Here is a 15,519-nt window from a genome sequence, read left to right as displayed (position 1 = left end):
TCTCCCCAGCCGATCGCCTGAATCAACTCTTGCCGCAGCGCATGACCGCGCTGCCTCCCCTGTGGGAGAGCACGAAGTAAGCCTTAACCCGTCGCGCAGGGAAAGCCGGGTTGTTTCCGGTAACAGCTGTGATCCTACTTTCCGCGGTTTTATTGCGCGGCACCCATGGGCGGAACGCGCCGCGAGATCGGGGCCGTACACCCACCCAAAGGCTGGAACGTTTCGCGCCGCAGCTGGTTAGTCCCGATCACATTTGACGATGACTGACCAGTCAGTCATAATATTGACCATGACCAAGCGCATCAAACCATCGACCCGCACCAAGCCCGCCAAACGCCGGACCACGATCCGAGCCGCGGCGGCGAGGATCCCGAAGGTGGCTTCGGCAAAGCTGGCCGAGGCGAGGCCGCCTGCGAACCGCGCCGAGAAGTCGGCGGAGCGGCGTGCTGCCATCGTCGAGGCGGCGATGGACGAGTTCATCGCCCGCGGCTTTGCCGCGACGCGGCTCGACGATGTCGCCAAGCGGGCGGGCGTCGCCAAGGGCACGCTGTATCTGTACTTTAAGGACAAGGAATCGATGTTCGAGGAGCTGATCCGCACCGCGCTGGTGCCGCTGATCAGCCGCATGACCGCGCTGCCCACCATCACCGGTCCGGTACGCGACGCGGTGGAGGGGTTTGCCGAGACCTTCATCCGCGAGATCGTGTCCACCCGGCGCGGCGACATCATCCGCCTGATCGTCTCCGAAGGGCCGCGCTTTCCGGCAATCGCCGATTTCTATTTCCGCGAGGTGGTGTCGAAGGGCCTGACCGGCATGAAGGCGCTGGTCCAGCTCGCAATCACGCGCGGCGAGATCAAGCACCGCGAGCTCGGCGATTTCCCGCAGCTGGTGGTGGCGCCCGCGATCGTCGCGGTGATCTGGCAGAGCCTGTTTGCCCGGCATGCGCCGCTCGACGGGCTCGCGATGTTCAAGATTCATCTCGATCTGATTTTCGGCGAACGGAGGCAGACATGACCGCGTCGCACATGATGAAAGTCGTGGCCATCGTTGCGCTGGCGGCGGTGCTGGCCGGGTGCCAGGAGAAGCGCGATCCCGGCTTCCAGGGCTGGGTCGAGGCCGACATGATCTTCGTCAGCCCTGACGAATCCGGCCGCGTCATCAAGCTCAATGTGCGCGAGGGCGACGAGGTCAAGCCCGGCGATCTGCTCTATTCGGTCGACGACGATCTGCAGCGCGCCGATCTCAACCAGAACAACGCCACCCTTGCCAACGCCCAGCAGAGCTACGACCGCGCCGCCTCGCTGCGCGGCACCGGCGCCGGCACCCAGGCCAATCTCGATTCCGCCGTTTCGGCGCTGCGCGTCGCGGAGGCGCGCGTCAACACCTCGCAGACGCGCCTCGACCGCCGCAAGGGCTTTGCGCCGATCGCGGGCTCGATCCAACAGATCTATTTCCGCGAGGGCGAGATGGTGCAGGCGCAGCGGCCGGTGCTGTCGATCATGCCGCCCGGCAACATGAAGCTGCGCTTCTTCGTGCCGGAGACCGAGCTGCCGAAGCTTGCGCTCGGCGACGAGGTGCGGGTGACCTGCGACAATTGCGCGGCCGATCTCACCGCCAAGATCTACTTCATCGCCACTACGGCGGAATACACGCCGCCTGTCATCTACAGCCTCGATGAGCGCAACAAGCTGGTCTATCTGATCCAGGCGCGGCCGAGCCGGCCCGATGTGCTGCGAGTCGGTCAGCCGATCAGCGTCTACCTCAATCCGAAGACGCCGGTGGCGGAGCGCAGATGAACGGCGGCCCCACCAGCACGCAGCCCAGCGCATCGTCCATTGCGATCGATGTGAAGGGCCTGACCAAATCGTTCAGCGGACGTGAGGTGGTCCATGACCTGTCGATGCAGGTCAAGCGCGGCTCGATCTATGGCTTCCTCGGGCCCAACGGCAGCGGCAAGACCACGACCATCCGTATCCTGTGCGGCCTGCTGACCCCCGACAGCGGCGAGGGCACCTGCCTCGGCTACGACATCCGGCGCGACGCCGACAAGATCAAGCGCAAGGTCGGCTACATGACGCAGCGCTTCAGCCTCTACCAGGATCTGTCGGTGCGCGAGAATCTGGAGTTCGTGGCGCGGCTCTATGGCATGCCGGACGCGCGCGGCGCCGCGGCCGACATGATCGCGCGGATCGGACTGAAGGGCCGCGAGGAGCAACTCGCCGCCAATCTCTCCGGCGGCTGGAAGCAGCGGCTCGCGCTCGGCGCCTGCACGCTGCCCAATCCGCAATTGCTGCTGCTGGACGAGCCGACCGCCGGTGTCGATCCCAAGGCGCGGCGCGATTTCTGGAACGAGATCCACGCGCTCGCCGCCGAAGGCCTCACCGTGCTGGTCTCGACCCACTACATGGACGAGGCCGAGCGCTGTCACGAGATCGCCTATATCGCCTATGGCCATCTGCTGGCTCACGGCACGGTGGACGAGGTGATCGCGGCTTCCGCGCTGTCGACCTGGACGGTGACGGGCGAGGATTTCAACGGCCTGATGGCCGATCTTACGGACAAGCCCGGCGTCGACATGGTGGCGCCGTTCGGCACCAGCCTGCATGTCTCCGGCCGCAACAAGGCGGCGCTCGAGACCGCGATCGCGTCCTATCGCGACAATCCGAAGTGGCGCTGGCAGCCGAGCGAGCCGTCGCTCGAAGACGTTTTCATCGATCTGATGGGGCGCTCCAAGGACAATTTCCGGAAATAGTCGTCAAGGATAAGTGCCATGAGTGCGACGGATACAATCCGGAATGGCGAAGAGAGGGAGCCGGCATTCGGCTTCTGGCGCCGCAGCTATGCGATGCTGGTCAAGGAGTTCATCCAGCTTCGCCGCGACCGCGTCTCGTTCGCCATGATCATCATGCTGCCGGTGTTGCAGCTCACGCTGTTCGGCTACGCCATCAACACCACGCCGCGCAATCTGCCGACCGCGGTGCTGACCCAGGAGGATACCGATCTCGGGCGTTCGATCCTGAAGGCGATGGAGAACACCTCCTATTTCCATTTCACCCGCGAGGTCCACACCGTCGCGGAGTTCAACGAGCTCCTGCAATCCGGCAAGGTGCTGTTCGGCGTCGAGATCCCGCGCGGCTTCGAGCGCGCGGTGCGGCGCGGCGACAGGCCGGCGCTGCTGGTCGCGGCCGATGCCACCGACCCGGTGGCGTCGGGCACCGCGCTCGCCGCGCTCGGGCCGCTGGTGCAGACCGCGCTGGCGCATGACCTGCATATCGGCGATCCCCCGGATATGCCGTTCGAGATCCGCGCCCATGCCCGCTACAACCCGGCGGCGGAATCGCGCCTCAATATCGTGCCCGGCCTGGTCGGCACCATCCTGACGATGACCATGCTGATCTTCACCGCACTGTCGGTGACGCGCGAGATCGAGCGCGGCACCATGGAGAGCCTGCTGTCGATGCCGATCAAGCCGATCGAGGTGATGTTCGGCAAGATCATCCCCTACGTGATGGTCGGCTTCATCCAGGCCGGGCTGATCATCAGCATCGGCGTGCTGCTGTTCGGCGTGCCGGTGCTCGGCAGCCTCACATTGCTGGGGCTGCTCACCACGCTATTCATCACCACTAATCTGTCGATCGGCTATACATTCTCGACCATCGTGCAGAACCAGCTGCAGGCGATGCAGCTCTCGATGATGTTCTTCCTGCCGAGCATCCTGCTCTCCGGCTTCATGTTTCCGTTCGCCGGCATGCCGGTCTGGGCGCAATATATCGGCGAGGTCCTGCCGCTGACTCATTTCATCCGCATCGTCCGTGCCATCATGCTGAAGGGCGCGGCGATGCCGAACCTGCAATACGACACCATCGCGCTGGCTGCCCTGATGCTGTTCGCCATGACCGTCGCCGTGACGCGCTTCCGCCGCACGCTCGATTGAGGCTAGTATGAGCGCAACTATTCATCGTCATTCCGGGGTGGTGCGAAGCACCGAACCTCAGATGCGCGATTGCGCATCGGGGAATCTCGAGATTCCGGGTTCGCTTCGCGCCCCGGAATGACAGGGTGAGGGAATGACGGAAGTCTTGGACAAGGACGGCGCGAAGGGCGGCACGACGGTCGCGACAGACTTCCATCACGCCCTGATGCGCGAGGTGATGACCACCGAGCTGCTCCGCATCAAGGTGCTGATCGGCACCACGATCCTGCTCGGCGTCATCAGCCTGCTGGTCTACTTCTTTGCCCCCGAGGCGGTCAGCCGCGTCTGGCACGGCAATCTCAGCCCGGTCTATGTGTTCTACGTCATCGTGCCGCTGATCGTATTCGAGCTCTGGGTGCACGGGGCGATCAGCTGGCACATGCGCAAGGGGCGCGACCTGCCGGTGATCCGGCGCTATATCGGCGTGCTGGTGGAGACGTCGCTGCCAACCGTCGTGCTGGCGCTGCATATCGACAGCATGGGCCGCCAGGAGGCGCTCGGCTTCGTGGCGCCGCTGATCTACTTCGTCTTCATCATTCTCTCGACGCTGCGGCTCGACTTCTGGCTCTCGACCTTCACCGGCTTCGTCGCGGCGACCGAGCTGTTCTATATGGCGGTCTTCTTCCACGCGGCCGATCGCGTCGAGGTCGATCCCAGCATCTACTATCACGCGGCGCGGAGCTCGATCATCCTGATCTGCGGCATGCTGGCCGGTGCGGTCGGCCTGCAGCTGCGGCGGCAGTTCGCAGCCAGCATCGCGGCCGCCACCGCGCGCGACCGCATCACCAATCTGTTCGGCCAGCACGTCTCGCCGCAAGTGGTCGAACGCCTGATGACCGAGGGCGCCGGCACCGGGAGCGATATCCGCCGCGTCGCGGTGATGTTCGTCGATTTCCGCAGCTTCACCGCGGGAGCGAGCACGCGCTCGCCCCAGGAGGTGGTCGACAGGCTCGACGGCGCGTTCGCGGTGCTGGTCGATATCCTCGATCGCCACGGCGGCATCGTGAACAAGTTCCTGGGCGACGGCTTCCTCGCGCTGTTCGGTGCGCCGTTCGAGGCCGGCGACGCCGCGCATCAGGCGGTCGCGGCCGCGCGCGAGATGCTGGCCGCCAATGAGCGCACCAACGCAACGTCGAGCTGGCCACTGCGGATCGGCATCGGCATCCATGTCGGCGAGGTCGTCGCCGGCAATATCGGCTCGCCGCGGCGCAAGGAGTACACCGTGATCGGCGACACCGTGAACTTCGCCGCCCGGCTCGAGGCGCTCAACAAGGAGCTCGGCACGCAATTCCTGATCTCGGCTGCCGTGCGTGATGCCCTGGGCGACGAGTGCAAGGACGCCGTCTCGCGCGGCGAGATCCCGGTGCGGGGCTACGAGCACCCGGTGGCAGTCTGGCAACTAGGGTAGGCTGCCGCATTCAGGTTTGAGGTATCAAGGTAGCGATTGACGCCGCGTCATATACTCATATAGATGACTAGATGAATTCAGTCCTCGACGACCGCCTGCCGCGCTACCAGCGTCTCCGCGACGATCTCGCGGCGCGCATCAATCGCAATGAATGGCGTCCGGGAGATCTGATCCCCTCGGAGGCCGAGCTCGGCGCGCATTACGGCGTCGCCATCGGCACCGTGCGCAAGGCGATCGATCAGTTCGTCAGCGACGGCGTGCTGGAGCGCCAACAAGGGCGTGGCACTTTCGTGCGCCGCGCGCGATTCAATTCCTCGCTGTTCCGCTTCTTCCGCTTCCAGTCCGAGAGCGGCGAGCGCCGCGTGCCGCAAAGCCGTATCGTGCGGCGCAAGGCGATGCCGGCGACGACGGCCGTTGCGTCGGCGCTGCGCATCGGCGTCGGCGAGCCCGTCATCAGCCTGTCGCGCCTGCGGCTGATCGACGACGTGCCGCTGCTCGCCGAGGAGATCTGGCTCGAGCGGTCGCGCTTCGAGGCGATCCTTGCGCTCGACACCGCTGAATTCGGCGATCTCCTGTATCCGCTCTACGAGGATCGCTGCGGCCAGGTCGTGGTCTCCGCCGATGAAATCCTCACCGTCGAGATCGCAACCGACATGCAATCGCGCCTGCTGCGGCTCGAAGCTAACGCGCCGCTGATCGTGATCGAGCGCCTCGCATTCGATCTGGAGCGGCGGCCGATCGAATGGCGCCGCTCGCGCGGGCCGGCGGATCGCTTCCGCTACCACGCCGAGATCAGATAGCGCGGCAAGCAAATAAAACAACACAAGACATTTCAGGGAGGAATGATGGCAAACTGGTACAGCGAATGCTCGCCGCTCGAACGGCGCACCTTCTGGGCAAGTTTCGGCGGTTGGGGCTTGGATGCGCTCGACGTCCAGATGTTCAGCCTCGCCATTCCGGCGCTGATCACCGCGTTCGGGATCAGCAAGGCCGATGCAGGTCTGCTCGGCTCGGTCACGCTGTTCTTCGGCGCATTCGGCGGCTGGCTCGGCGGCGCGCTCGGCGATCGCTTCGGGCGCGTGAAAGCGCTGCAGATCACGGTGGCGACCTTTGCGCTTGCAACTTTCGCTTCTGCGTTCGCGATGAACTATACCCAGCTGCTGGTGCTGAAGGCCGTTCAAGGTATCGGCTTCGGCGCCGAATGGGCGTGTGGCGCGGTGCTGATGGCCGAGATCATTCGCGCCGAGCATCGCGGCAAGGCGCTCGGCGCCGTGCAGAGCGCCTGGGCGGTCGGCTGGGGCGCGGCGGTGCTGCTCTCGGCCCTGGTGTTTACCTATGCGCCGGCCGACATCGCCTGGCGCATCCTGTTCGCCGTCGGCCTGATCCCGGCGCTCCTGATCCTCTATATCCGCCGCGGATTGAAGGAGCCGCCGCGTGCCGCATCGCGCGCGGCCGAGCCGCCGTTCTTCGCAACGCTCGCCGGCATCTTCCACCGCGACGTGCTGCGGTCGACCTTGATCGGCGGGCTGTTCGGCATCGGCGCCCATGGCGGCTATGCGGCGCTGACGACATTCCTGCCGACTTACTTGCGCGAAGTGCGACATCTCTCGGTGCTCGGCTCCAGCGCCTATCTCGCGGTCATCATCGTCGCGTTCTTCTGCGGCTGCGTGGCCTCGGGGATCATCAGCGACCGGATCGGGCGCCGCGCCAACGTGACGCTGTTCGCGGCCGCCTGCGTCGTGACGGTGCTGGTCTACATCTTCGCGCCGCTCTCCAATTCACAGATGCTGGTGCTGGGCTTCCCGCTCGGCTTCTTCTCGGCGGGCATTCCCGCCAGCATGGCGGCGCTGTTCAGCGAGCTCTATCCCGCCGGCGTGCGCGGTACCGGCGTCGGCTTCTGCTACAATTTCGGCCGCATCGTCTCCGCGGCGTTTCCCTTCCTGGTCGGCTATCTCAGCGATCACATCGGCCTTGGGGCTGCGATCGGGATCGACGCGGCGTTTGCCTATTCGCTGGTGCTGGTCGCGGTGCTGATGCTGCCGGAAACCCGCGGCAAGGTTTTCGAGCAGGCCACCGCTGCGCGCGCGTGATGATGAGGAATGATCATGACATCGTACGAACACGGGTTGACGCGGCGCCGGTTTGCCGCGGGGATGGTTGCCGCGTTGTCGGCGGGCGGCTTGGCGCGCAAAGTGAGGGCTGAGGTGCCGCAACCGGCGATCGATACCCACGCCCACGTCTTCCATCGCGGGCTGAAGCTCGCGCCGGGACGCCGCTATGCGCCCGACTACGACGCACCGCTCGCGCTCTATCTGCAGCAGCTCGACCAGAACGGCATCACCAACGGCGTGCTGGTGCAGCCGAGCTTTCTCGGCACCGACAATTCCTATCTGGTCGAATGCTTGAAGGCGACCAATGGCCGGCTGCGCGGCATCGCCGTGGTCGATCCCACGGTCGCGGCGGAGGAGCTCCGCGAACTCGATCGCGCCGGCGTCGCCGGCATCCGTCTCAATCTGGTCGGCCAGAAGCTGCCCGATCTGACGTCGGGCGAGTGGACGGCGCTGCTGGCGCAGATCCGGACGCTCGACTGGCAGGTCGAGATCCAGCGCAATGCGACGGACCTTGCGACGCTCGCGCCAACGCTGCTCGACCAGGGCGTGAAGGTCGTGCTCGATCACTTCGCCTTGCCCGATCCGAAGCTCGGCATCGACGATCCCGGCTTCCAGGCGGTGCTCAAGCTCGGCGCGACGCGCAATGTCTGGGTCAAGATTTCCGCGCCGTATCGCAATGGTCCCAACGGCGAGGCGTTCGCGAAGCAGGCCTATCCGCTGCTGCGCAATGCCTACGGCCTCGATCGGCTGCTGTGGGGCAGCGACTGGCCGCACACGCAATTCGAGTCGACGCAGAGCTACACGAAGAACCGCAAATTCCTCGACGAACTCGTCACCGATGCCGATGAGCGCGCACGCGTGCTCGCATCGCCGCGCGCGCTGTTTCGGTTCTAGCTCACGTGTGATTGTACCGAGTGCTCTGAATGGCTTCATTGCGGCTGTGCTACGATGACGCCATCGGTCGCGGATGACCGGAGCACAAGGACACGCACGATGCAGCGGCGCTATATCACCGTCGACGTTTTCACCGACCGCGCCTTCGGCGGCAACCCACTCGCCGTGGTGCTCGACGCCCAGGGGCTGTCGACCGCGCAGATGCAGGCGATCGCGACCGAGTTCAACTATTCCGAGACGACGTTCGTGCTGCCGCCGCAAGACAAGGCCAACGACGCCAACGTTCGCATCTTCACGGTGCGTTCGGAAATTCCGTTCGCCGGCCATCCCAATGTCGGCACCGCCTTCGTGCTGGCGAGCCAGGCGGTGAAGCCGCCCGAGCAGCTGAAATTCGAAGAGAAAGCCGGCCTCGTACCGGTCGCGATCCTGTCCGACGGCGGCAGGGTGGCCGGCGCCGAGTTGACCGCGCCGCAGGCCTTGCAGCGGACCAATGTGGTGAGTGCGGCGGATGCGGCTGCGTGCCTGTCGTTGTCGGCCGACGATGTGAAGACCGACCGGCATGCGCCGCAGGTCGTCTCGGTTGGCCTGCCGTTCCTGGTGGTGGAGATCGCGTCGCGCGAGGCACTGAAGCGTGCGCGGCCCGATGCCGCTGCGTTCGCGAGGGCGCTCGCGCAGATCGGCCGCGACGTCGTTTATTTCTACACCCGAGATGTGCCGGCGAGCGAGCAACCGCTCGACCTGCAGGCGCGCATGTTCCATCCCGGTGCGAGCGGGCTGTCCGAAGATCCCGCCACCGGCAGTGCGACCGCTGCCTGCGCGGCGCTGCTTGCCGATATCGATCCCGCGCGCGACGGCGAACTGCGGCTGCGGATCGGGCAGGGCGTCGATATGGGCCGGCCGAGCCTATTGCTGACGCGGGTCCGTAAGCAGGGCGGCGCGATCACCTCGGTGCATGTCGGCGGCGGCTGCGTGAAGATGATGGAGGGGACGTTGAATGTAGCAGGCGAGGGCGGCTAGAGCTGCGGCGCGGCCAAATTCTCGATCTTGACGCCGTCGCGCTCTTCGATGATTTCGGCGATCCAGCGCCGGTGGCAGTGCTCGTGGTCGCGCTCGTAGCAGAGGATGCAGACCGGGCCGGACTTCTTCACCAGCGCCGACAGCTCGTCGAGCTCCTCCTTGGCCTGCACCGTCTTGAGGTGCGCCGAATAGATCCTGTGCAGCAGCGCATATTGTCCGCTGCGCGCCGCCTCGCGCCCGCCCTTCGGCGTACCGAGGCCGCGGAGGTGGACGTAGCCGATGCCGCGCTCGTCGAGGCCGGCGGCGAGCTGGGTCTTGGAGAAGCCGGGACGGCGCGAGGAGGCGATGGCGCGGACGTCGACCAGCAGCTTTACGCCGGCGTGCTGGAGCTCGTCGAGCACGGCTTTCGACGGCGTCTGCTCGTAGCCGATGGTGAACAGCCGTTTTGCCTTCGCCATCGCTGCTCGCTCACTTCACCCGTTCGATCAATTCCATCGCGCCTGCGGGCGCGCGGATCTTGCCCTCGTGGATCACGTAGGCGAACACGTCGCGCGGCGCCTTCTTCGGCGCTGTTTTGTCGACCTTCGGCAAGTCGTCCGGCTCGCCGCCGCTGGCCCAGTCCTGAAACCGCTTGGCCCAGGCGTCGAGCTGCTTCGGCGGATAGCAAGTCTTCAGTTCGTCATCGCCCTTCTGCAGCCGGGCATAGACGAAGTCGCTGGCGACGTCGGCGATCGCCGGATATTTGCCGTGCTCGGCAAACACCACCGGCACCTCGTGCTCGCGAATGAGCGCAATGAACTCGGGCACGCAAAAGCTGTCGTGACGCACTTCGACCACATGGCGCAGCGCGCGGCCATCGAGCTTGCGCGGCAGCAATTCGAGGAACTTGCCGAAATCGGCGCCGTCGAACTTCTTGGTCGGCGCGAACTGCCAGAGCACCGGGCCGAGCCGGTCCCTCAATTCCAGCACGCCCGAATCATAGAACCGCTTCACCGAATCGCCGGCCTCGGCGAGCACGCGGCGGTTGGTGGCGAAGCGCGGCCCCTTCAGCGAGAAGATGAAGCCGTCGGGCACTTCGCTGGCCCATTTGCGAAAGCTCTCCGGCTTCTGCGAGCCGTAATAGGTGCCGTTGATCTCGATCGAGGTCAGCTTCGAGGCGGCGTAGGACAGCTCCTTCGATTGCGTGAGCTTCTCGGGATAGAACACTCCGCGCCACGGCTCGAAGGTCCAGCCGCCGATGCCGATATAGATGTTGCCTGCGTCCGTCTTGGTCGTCTTGGCGTCTGTCTTGGTTGCCTTGGTGGGAGCTTTGGCCACGACTGCACTCATCGTGAGGGAGGGAACAGGGGTCGAGAGTAGTCAAAATAATCGTGATTGGCCAGTTTGCCAGATCGGCGGGGGGATGCTTATCGTCGTTGTCGCTCTTCGCTACGATGCGCCAAAATGGAGAACAACATATGCGCATGCTGGTTGCGGCCGCCCTCCTGATCATGTCCTCCGCTGCGATATCGTTCGCTGCAATGGCCGACGAGGTCGACGATGCGCACAAGCTCGCGATCACCGGCCGCGACGCTTACCGGAATTGTCTCGCCCGCGAATATCCCCGCGACAGCAACAAGGCGCTGTCCGACCAGGAGTTCACCTCGCTGATCGCCAATGTCTGTCCCTCGGAGCGGCAGAACTTCCGGGTGTCGCTGATCGACTTCCTGTCGCTGCAATTTCCGAAGCAAGATGCCGACGCGAATCTGACCACCGCCAACCGCGCGATCGAGCTGGCGCAGAAGGACATCGTGACCGCCTTCACCCGGCGCAAGGCCGCCGCGAAATAGGTTCCCAAATCCTGTTGCGGTCGGCCGATTTTTGATATCAATCCGCGTAGGCGAGGGGATCATCGGCATGCGCTCACAATCGACGGCAGGGTTCTTGGGCGCATTGGTCGCAGCCATCGCGCTGGCGGCAGCGTTCATCTACGGGCCGTCGCCCAGCCAGCTCCGTAACCCGACCCAGCCCGCAGCGGCACCGCAGGCGGCGCCCGCCGCCGAGGCCGCGCCGGCAGCCCCCGTGCCGCGCGGCCCGGTGATCCGGGAAGTCCCGAACAACTAGCGCCAGGACGCCCGCCAGACTGCCCCTTGCGAACCGCATGGCGGCTTCCTATCTGGATCATAACGGCGACGTTGCAGCTTAAGGGCTCCGGCGCTGGGACGACCACGACAATGTCGGCTGCGCCGGATGTACGCGCGCCCCTTGTTCGTGGTCGTTGGCATTTTCAGGGGTATTTTGCCCCGTTTTCCCGCTTCCCGAGACCGCGATTCGGCCGGCCCGCCTTGGCAGCGGGGGAGGCTGCGGCTATACGCTGGCGCTCATGAACGAAGCCATCAAGCCGAGCCCCGAAACCGCATTGCCGGCAGCAAGTCTGCCGCAGCTTTCGGTGGTCGTCCCAACCTTCAACGAACGCGACAATGTCACGGTGCTGTACCGCCGGCTCGACGCGACCCTGAAGGACGTGTCCTGGGAAGTCATCTTCGTCGATGACAATTCGCCCGACGGAACCTGGGACGTGGTGCGCGCGCTGGCGCGGAAGGATTCCCGTGTGCGCTGCATCCGCCGAATCGGCCGGCGCGGCCTGTCCGGCGCCTGCATCGAGGGCATCCTGGCCTCGAGCGCACCCTATGCCGCCGTCATGGACGCCGACCTGCAGCACGACGAGACCCAGCTCCCGAAGATGCTGGGACTGCTGCAGAGCGGCGAGGCCGAGCTCGTGGTCGGCAGCCGCTACATCGAGGGCTACAAGGCCGACGGCTTCAACAAGCAGCGCGCCGGCGCCAGCGCCTTCGCCACCGAGATCGCGCGCCGCGCGCTGAAGGTCGAGGTCGCCGATCCGATGAGCGGCTTCTTCATGATCCGACGCGACCGTTTCGAGCAGCTCGCGCCGCAGCTCTCGACCCAGGGCTTCAAGATCCTGCTCGACGTCGTGGCGACGGCGGAAGGCAAGCTGCGCACGGTCGAGATTCCCTACACATTCGGCGCCCGCCAGCATGGCGAGAGCAAGCTCGATTCGATGGTCGCGCTCGACTTCCTTGGCCTCGTGCTGGCGAAGCTGACCAACGACCTGATCTCGCTGCGCTTCATTCTGTTCGCAGCGGTCGGCGGGCTCGGCCTGCTGGTGCATCTCAGCGTGCTGTTCATCGCACTGGAGCTGTTCAAGGCGCCATTCCCGGAGGCGCAGGCCACCGGCGCGATCGTCGCCATGACCAGCAACTTCATCCTCAACAATTTCCTGACCTACCGCGACCAGCGGCTGAAGGGCTTTGGCATCCTGCGCGGCCTGCTGCTGTTCTATCTGGTCTGCAGTGTCGGCCTGCTGGCCAATGTCGGCGTCGCGTTCTCGGTCTACGACCAGGAGCCGATCTGGTGGCTTGCGGGCGCGGCCGGCGCGCTGATGGGCGTGGTGTGGAACTACGCGATGTCCGGGCTGTTCGTCTGGCGCAAGCGATGACGGCGGCATGAACGCGAACGAGGCGCGGCTGGCCCGGAACACCGCGCTTGCGGTGTGCGCGCTGGTCGGGTTGCGGCTGGCCGCCGCCGCATGGACGCCGCTGACTTTCGACGAAGCCTATTACTGGATGTGGTCGAAGTCGCTCGCCGGCGGCTATTACGACCATCCGCCGATGGTGGCGGTGGTGATCCGGCTCGGCACCATGATCGCGGGCGATACGCCGTTCGGCGTGCGGCTGGTGTCGATCCTGCTCGCATTGCCGATGAGCTGGGCGATCTACCGGGCGGCCGAGATCCTGTTCGGCGGCCAGCGCATCGCCGCCAGCGCGACGATCCTGCTCAACGTCACGCTGATGGCCGCTGCCGGCACCTTGATCGTGACGCCCGATGCGCCGCTGCTGGTTGCGTCCAGCTTCCTGCTGTACGCGCTCGCGAAGATGCTGGAGAGCGGCCGCGGCGCCTGGTGGCTAACGGTTGGCGCCAGCGCCGGCCTGGCGCTGCTGTCGAAATACACCGCGCTGTTCTTCGGTCCCGCGATCCTTATCTGGCTTGCAAGCGTGCCGCAGCTGCGGCGCTGGTTTCTCTCGCCCTGGCTGTATCTCGGCGGCCTGGTCGCGGCCGGCCTGTTTGCGCCGGTCATTCTCTGGAATGCCGATCACCACTGGGTGTCGTTCATCAAGCAGATGGGCCGCGCCCGGATCGAGGACTTCCGGCCGACCTACATCGCCGAGTTGATCCCGACCCAGTTTGCGTTCGCGACGCCGCTGGTCTTCATCCTCGGCGTGATGGGCCTCTACGCGCTCTACCGGCGCCGCGCCGGCGCGATGCCCGCGCGCGTGCTGATCAACAGCATGTTCTGGACCATCGTGGTCTACTTCACCTGGCACGCACTGCATGCGCGGGTCGAGGCCAACTGGTTCGCGCCGGTCTATCCGGCCTTCGCGGTGGCGGCCGCGGTCGCGGCGATCCAGGTGCAGTGGGCGCCGCGCGAGCAGCGCACGATCGATTTCTGCCGCCGCTGGGCCGCGCCCACGGGCGTCGTGCTGTTCGCGCTGCTGATCGTGCAGGCCAACACCGGCATGCTCTCGGCTTACCGCCGCGACGCGACCGTGCGCAGCGTCGGCGTCGGCTGGCAGGAACTCGCTGATAAGATCGAGGCGGCGCGCGTGCGGTCCGGCGCGAGCTGCGTGCTGGCGCCGGACTACGGCACCACCGGCTGGCTTGCCTTCTATCTCCCCAAGGGCACCTGCGTCGCACAGCAGGGCCAGCGCATTCGCTGGGTCAACATGTCAGAGCCGAGCCCGGCGCAGCTGTCCGGCAAGCTGTTGTACGTGCATGAGGTCGAGCAGGAGATCCCGGCCGCGGTGCGCGACAATTTCGCCCATGTCAAAACGGTAGGCGAGGCCAGGCGCATGCGCGGGCCGCTGGTGATCGAGACCTACGCGCTCGATCTGCTGGAGGGTGCAAAGGGCGACGTCCTGGACCATTCGCCGCCGCCGGAACTGCAATAAGATCGTTGCCGTTGAGTGTCGGATCATCCGGGGCCGGCTCGTCTTCCAGGGAGCCCGTCAACCACGCGAGGTTCCAACCATGACCAGTTCCGTCCTCAAGCCCGCCGCCGAGCTCGCCAGCACCAACACCAGGCGCTTTCCCAATGAGAGCGCGGAGTATCGTCGCGCGCGCCAGGCGCTGCTCGTCGAGGAGATCGAGCTGCGCCGGCACATCGCGCGCGTCGCCGAGCTGCGTCGCGCGTTGCCGCCCGGCGGCGAGGTGACCAAGGCCTACGAGTTCATCGGCGAGTCTGGCGCCGCGTCGCTCGCCGATCTCTTCGGCAGCAAGCAGACACTCATCGTCTACAGCTACATGTTCGGCCCGCAACGCGAGAAGCCGTGCCCGATGTGCACGTCGTTCATGGGCACGTGGGAGGAGAAGCTGCCCGATATCGAGCAGCGCGTGTCGCTGGTTTTCGTGGCGCGCTCGCCGATCGCGCGATTGATCGAGGCGAAGCGGGCGCGCGGCTGGACACGTCACAAGGTCTATTCGGATCCGTCGGGTGACTACACGCGCGACTATGTCAGCAAGGATGACAGCGATTTGCCCGGCTACAACGTCTTCACGCGCCACGACGGCACGATCCGGCATTTCTGGGCTGGCGAAATGGGGGCGGGCACGATGGACCCCGGCCAGGACCCGCGCGGTGCGCCGGACATGGATCCGCTCTGGACTTTGCTCGACACCACGCGCGAGGGGCGCGGCGCGGACTGGTATCCGAAGCTCAGCTATTGAGGGATGGTTTTTGCCCGATCCCCGCGCAATTACGGGGCGATCGGGAAGGAAATTCTCCCTAGGATTTATCTCGGCATGCGGCGACAGAGCCGCATGCCGGAATGTCCCACCATGGGACAGAAAAGCCGTTTTGGCGGTCCAATATCATCTTAAAAAAGCCCTACGCCACAGGCACTTCCCGCGTTGCAGGGGATCGCATCCGGTTAAGTCGCATTTAACTAAAAGTCGCCTTAATGGCCGTCTGTGCCCCCGCGCGACGTTGAGCCGAACACCGTTCGACCACGCGTCGAGTGAGGGACAAAGGTGGACCTGTTTTGAGCGCCGGGCGTATGGG

16 protein-coding genes are annotated in these 15,519 nt (G+C 65.5%); 14 read left to right on the top strand and 2 right to left on the bottom strand.

All coding sequences use genetic code 11. The features are described 5' to 3' along the window. The first annotated feature begins 289 nt into the window (after nt 1–289). The 9 genes from QDT69_RS03570 (at nt 290) to QDT69_RS03530 (ending at nt 9,404) form a co-directional block, all read left to right on the top strand. Complete coding sequence (locus QDT69_RS03570; protein WP_279705274.1) at nt 290–1,015, top strand: TetR/AcrR family transcriptional regulator; 726 nt, start codon at nt 290–292, stop codon at nt 1,013–1,015. Next, nucleotides 1,012–1,797 carry an efflux RND transporter periplasmic adaptor subunit gene (locus QDT69_RS03565; protein ID WP_279705273.1) on the top strand — a complete coding sequence of 262 codons (786 nt, stop codon included), beginning with the start codon at nt 1,012–1,014 and terminating at the stop codon, nt 1,795–1,797. Before QDT69_RS03570 ends, QDT69_RS03565 begins: the two co-directional genes overlap by 4 nt. Beyond that, nucleotides 1,794–2,753 carry an ABC transporter ATP-binding protein gene (locus tag QDT69_RS03560; protein ID WP_279705272.1) on the top strand — a complete coding sequence of 320 codons (960 nt, stop codon included), beginning with the start codon at nt 1,794–1,796 and terminating at the stop codon, nt 2,751–2,753. Before QDT69_RS03565 ends, QDT69_RS03560 begins: the two co-directional genes overlap by 4 nt. 18 nt (nt 2,754–2,771) lie before the next feature. After that, nucleotides 2,772–3,935, top strand: a complete 1,164-nt coding sequence (locus tag QDT69_RS03555; protein ID WP_279705271.1) for an ABC transporter permease — start codon at nt 2,772–2,774, stop codon at nt 3,933–3,935. Nucleotides 3,936–4,068: 133 nt separating this feature from the next. Then, nucleotides 4,069–5,382, top strand: a complete 1,314-nt coding sequence (locus tag QDT69_RS03550) for an adenylate/guanylate cyclase domain-containing protein (protein ID WP_279705270.1) — start codon at nt 4,069–4,071, stop codon at nt 5,380–5,382. Nucleotides 5,383–5,453: 71 nt separating this feature from the next. Then, nucleotides 5,454–6,182, top strand: coding sequence for a GntR family transcriptional regulator (locus QDT69_RS03545; RefSeq protein WP_279705269.1), 729 nt, complete (start codon nt 5,454–5,456; stop codon nt 6,180–6,182). Nucleotides 6,183–6,227: 45 nt separating this feature from the next. Continuing rightward, entirely contained in the window at nt 6,228–7,472 is a 1,245-nt protein-coding gene (locus QDT69_RS03540) for an MFS transporter (protein WP_279705268.1), read from the top strand. 15 nt (nt 7,473–7,487) lie between these two features. Further along, the gene (locus QDT69_RS03535; protein ID WP_279705267.1) at nt 7,488–8,387 is read left to right on the top strand and encodes an amidohydrolase family protein; all 900 of its coding nucleotides are present in this window, start codon (nt 7,488–7,490) and stop codon (nt 8,385–8,387) included. Nucleotides 8,388–8,486: 99 nt separating this feature from the next. Then, nucleotides 8,487–9,404 (top strand): PhzF family phenazine biosynthesis protein, encoded by a 918-nt coding sequence (locus tag QDT69_RS03530; protein ID WP_279705266.1) that lies wholly within the window; start codon nt 8,487–8,489, stop codon nt 9,402–9,404. Here the strand turns inward: QDT69_RS03530 and QDT69_RS03525 are convergent. Then, on the bottom strand, nt 9,401–9,862 hold the full coding sequence (locus QDT69_RS03525) for a DUF488 domain-containing protein (RefSeq protein ID WP_279705265.1): 462 nt from the start codon (nt 9,860–9,862) through the stop codon (nt 9,401–9,403). The two genes, QDT69_RS03530 and QDT69_RS03525, sit on opposite strands and share 4 nt — an antisense overlap. A gap of 10 nt (nt 9,863–9,872) precedes the next feature. Continuing rightward, on the bottom strand, nt 9,873–10,721 hold the full coding sequence (locus tag QDT69_RS03520; RefSeq protein ID WP_279705264.1) for a DUF72 domain-containing protein: 849 nt from the start codon (nt 10,719–10,721) through the stop codon (nt 9,873–9,875). 140 nt (nt 10,722–10,861) lie between these two features. Between QDT69_RS03520 and QDT69_RS03515 the strand changes: the two genes are divergently transcribed. The 5 genes from QDT69_RS03515 to QDT69_RS03495 all read left to right on the top strand — a co-directional run bounded on the left by QDT69_RS03515 (nt 10,862) and on the right by QDT69_RS03495 (nt 15,185). Further along, nucleotides 10,862–11,233 carry a hypothetical protein gene (locus QDT69_RS03515; protein WP_279705263.1) on the top strand — a complete coding sequence of 124 codons (372 nt, stop codon included), beginning with the start codon at nt 10,862–10,864 and terminating at the stop codon, nt 11,231–11,233. A 67-nt stretch (nt 11,234–11,300) separates the two neighbouring features. Further along, a complete protein-coding gene (locus tag QDT69_RS03510) occupies nt 11,301–11,507 on the top strand; it encodes a hypothetical protein (RefSeq protein WP_050422351.1) in 207 nt (68 codons plus the stop codon). A 259-nt stretch (nt 11,508–11,766) separates the two neighbouring features. Then, nucleotides 11,767–12,900: a glycosyltransferase family 2 protein gene (locus tag QDT69_RS03505; RefSeq protein ID WP_279705262.1), complete on the top strand. Its 1,134-nt coding sequence runs from the start codon at nt 11,767–11,769 to the stop codon at nt 12,898–12,900. A gap of 7 nt (nt 12,901–12,907) precedes the next feature. Continuing rightward, nucleotides 12,908–14,410 carry a glycosyltransferase family 39 protein gene (locus QDT69_RS03500; RefSeq protein ID WP_279705261.1) on the top strand — a complete coding sequence of 501 codons (1,503 nt, stop codon included), beginning with the start codon at nt 12,908–12,910 and terminating at the stop codon, nt 14,408–14,410. A 79-nt stretch (nt 14,411–14,489) separates the two neighbouring features. Continuing rightward, a complete protein-coding gene (locus QDT69_RS03495) occupies nt 14,490–15,185 on the top strand; it encodes a DUF899 family protein (RefSeq protein ID WP_279705260.1) in 696 nt (231 codons plus the stop codon). The last annotated feature ends 334 nt before the right edge of the window (nt 15,186–15,519 follow it).

This window comes from Bradyrhizobium sp. CER78 (genome assembly GCF_029846235.1).
In the GTDB taxonomy this organism is placed as follows: Bacteria; Pseudomonadota; Alphaproteobacteria; order Rhizobiales; family Xanthobacteraceae; genus Bradyrhizobium.
This window is presented reverse-complemented; position numbering and strand designations above follow the sequence as displayed.

Bases quoted from the DNA above. Each gene is read 5' to 3' on its own strand.
- QDT69_RS03545 (WP_279705269.1), top strand. From the start codon at position 5,454: ATGAATTCAGTCCTCGACGACCGCCTGCCGCGCTACCAGCGTCTCCGC.
- QDT69_RS03560 (WP_279705272.1), top strand. From the start codon at position 1,794: ATGAACGGCGGCCCCACCAGCACGCAGCCCAGCGCATCGTCCATTGCG.
- QDT69_RS03500 (WP_279705261.1), top strand. From the start codon at position 12,908: ATGAACGCGAACGAGGCGCGGCTGGCCCGGAACACCGCGCTTGCGGTG.
- QDT69_RS03550 (WP_279705270.1), top strand. From the start codon at position 4,069: ATGACGGAAGTCTTGGACAAGGACGGCGCGAAGGGCGGCACGACGGTC.
- QDT69_RS03505 (WP_279705262.1), top strand. From the start codon at position 11,767: ATGAACGAAGCCATCAAGCCGAGCCCCGAAACCGCATTGCCGGCAGCA.
- QDT69_RS03540 (WP_279705268.1), top strand. From the start codon at position 6,228: ATGGCAAACTGGTACAGCGAATGCTCGCCGCTCGAACGGCGCACCTTC.
- QDT69_RS03555 (WP_279705271.1), top strand. From the start codon at position 2,772: ATGAGTGCGACGGATACAATCCGGAATGGCGAAGAGAGGGAGCCGGCA.
- QDT69_RS03565 (WP_279705273.1), top strand. From the start codon at position 1,012: ATGACCGCGTCGCACATGATGAAAGTCGTGGCCATCGTTGCGCTGGCG.
- QDT69_RS03535 (WP_279705267.1), top strand. From the start codon at position 7,488: ATGACATCGTACGAACACGGGTTGACGCGGCGCCGGTTTGCCGCGGGG.
- QDT69_RS03570 (WP_279705274.1), top strand. From the start codon at position 290: ATGACCAAGCGCATCAAACCATCGACCCGCACCAAGCCCGCCAAACGC.
- QDT69_RS03495 (WP_279705260.1), top strand. From the start codon at position 14,490: ATGACCAGTTCCGTCCTCAAGCCCGCCGCCGAGCTCGCCAGCACCAAC.
- QDT69_RS03510 (WP_050422351.1), top strand. From the start codon at position 11,301: ATGCGCTCACAATCGACGGCAGGGTTCTTGGGCGCATTGGTCGCAGCC.
- QDT69_RS03525 (WP_279705265.1), bottom strand. From the start codon at position 9,862: ATGGCGAAGGCAAAACGGCTGTTCACCATCGGCTACGAGCAGACGCCG.
- QDT69_RS03515 (WP_279705263.1), top strand. From the start codon at position 10,862: ATGCGCATGCTGGTTGCGGCCGCCCTCCTGATCATGTCCTCCGCTGCG.
- QDT69_RS03530 (WP_279705266.1), top strand. From the start codon at position 8,487: ATGCAGCGGCGCTATATCACCGTCGACGTTTTCACCGACCGCGCCTTC.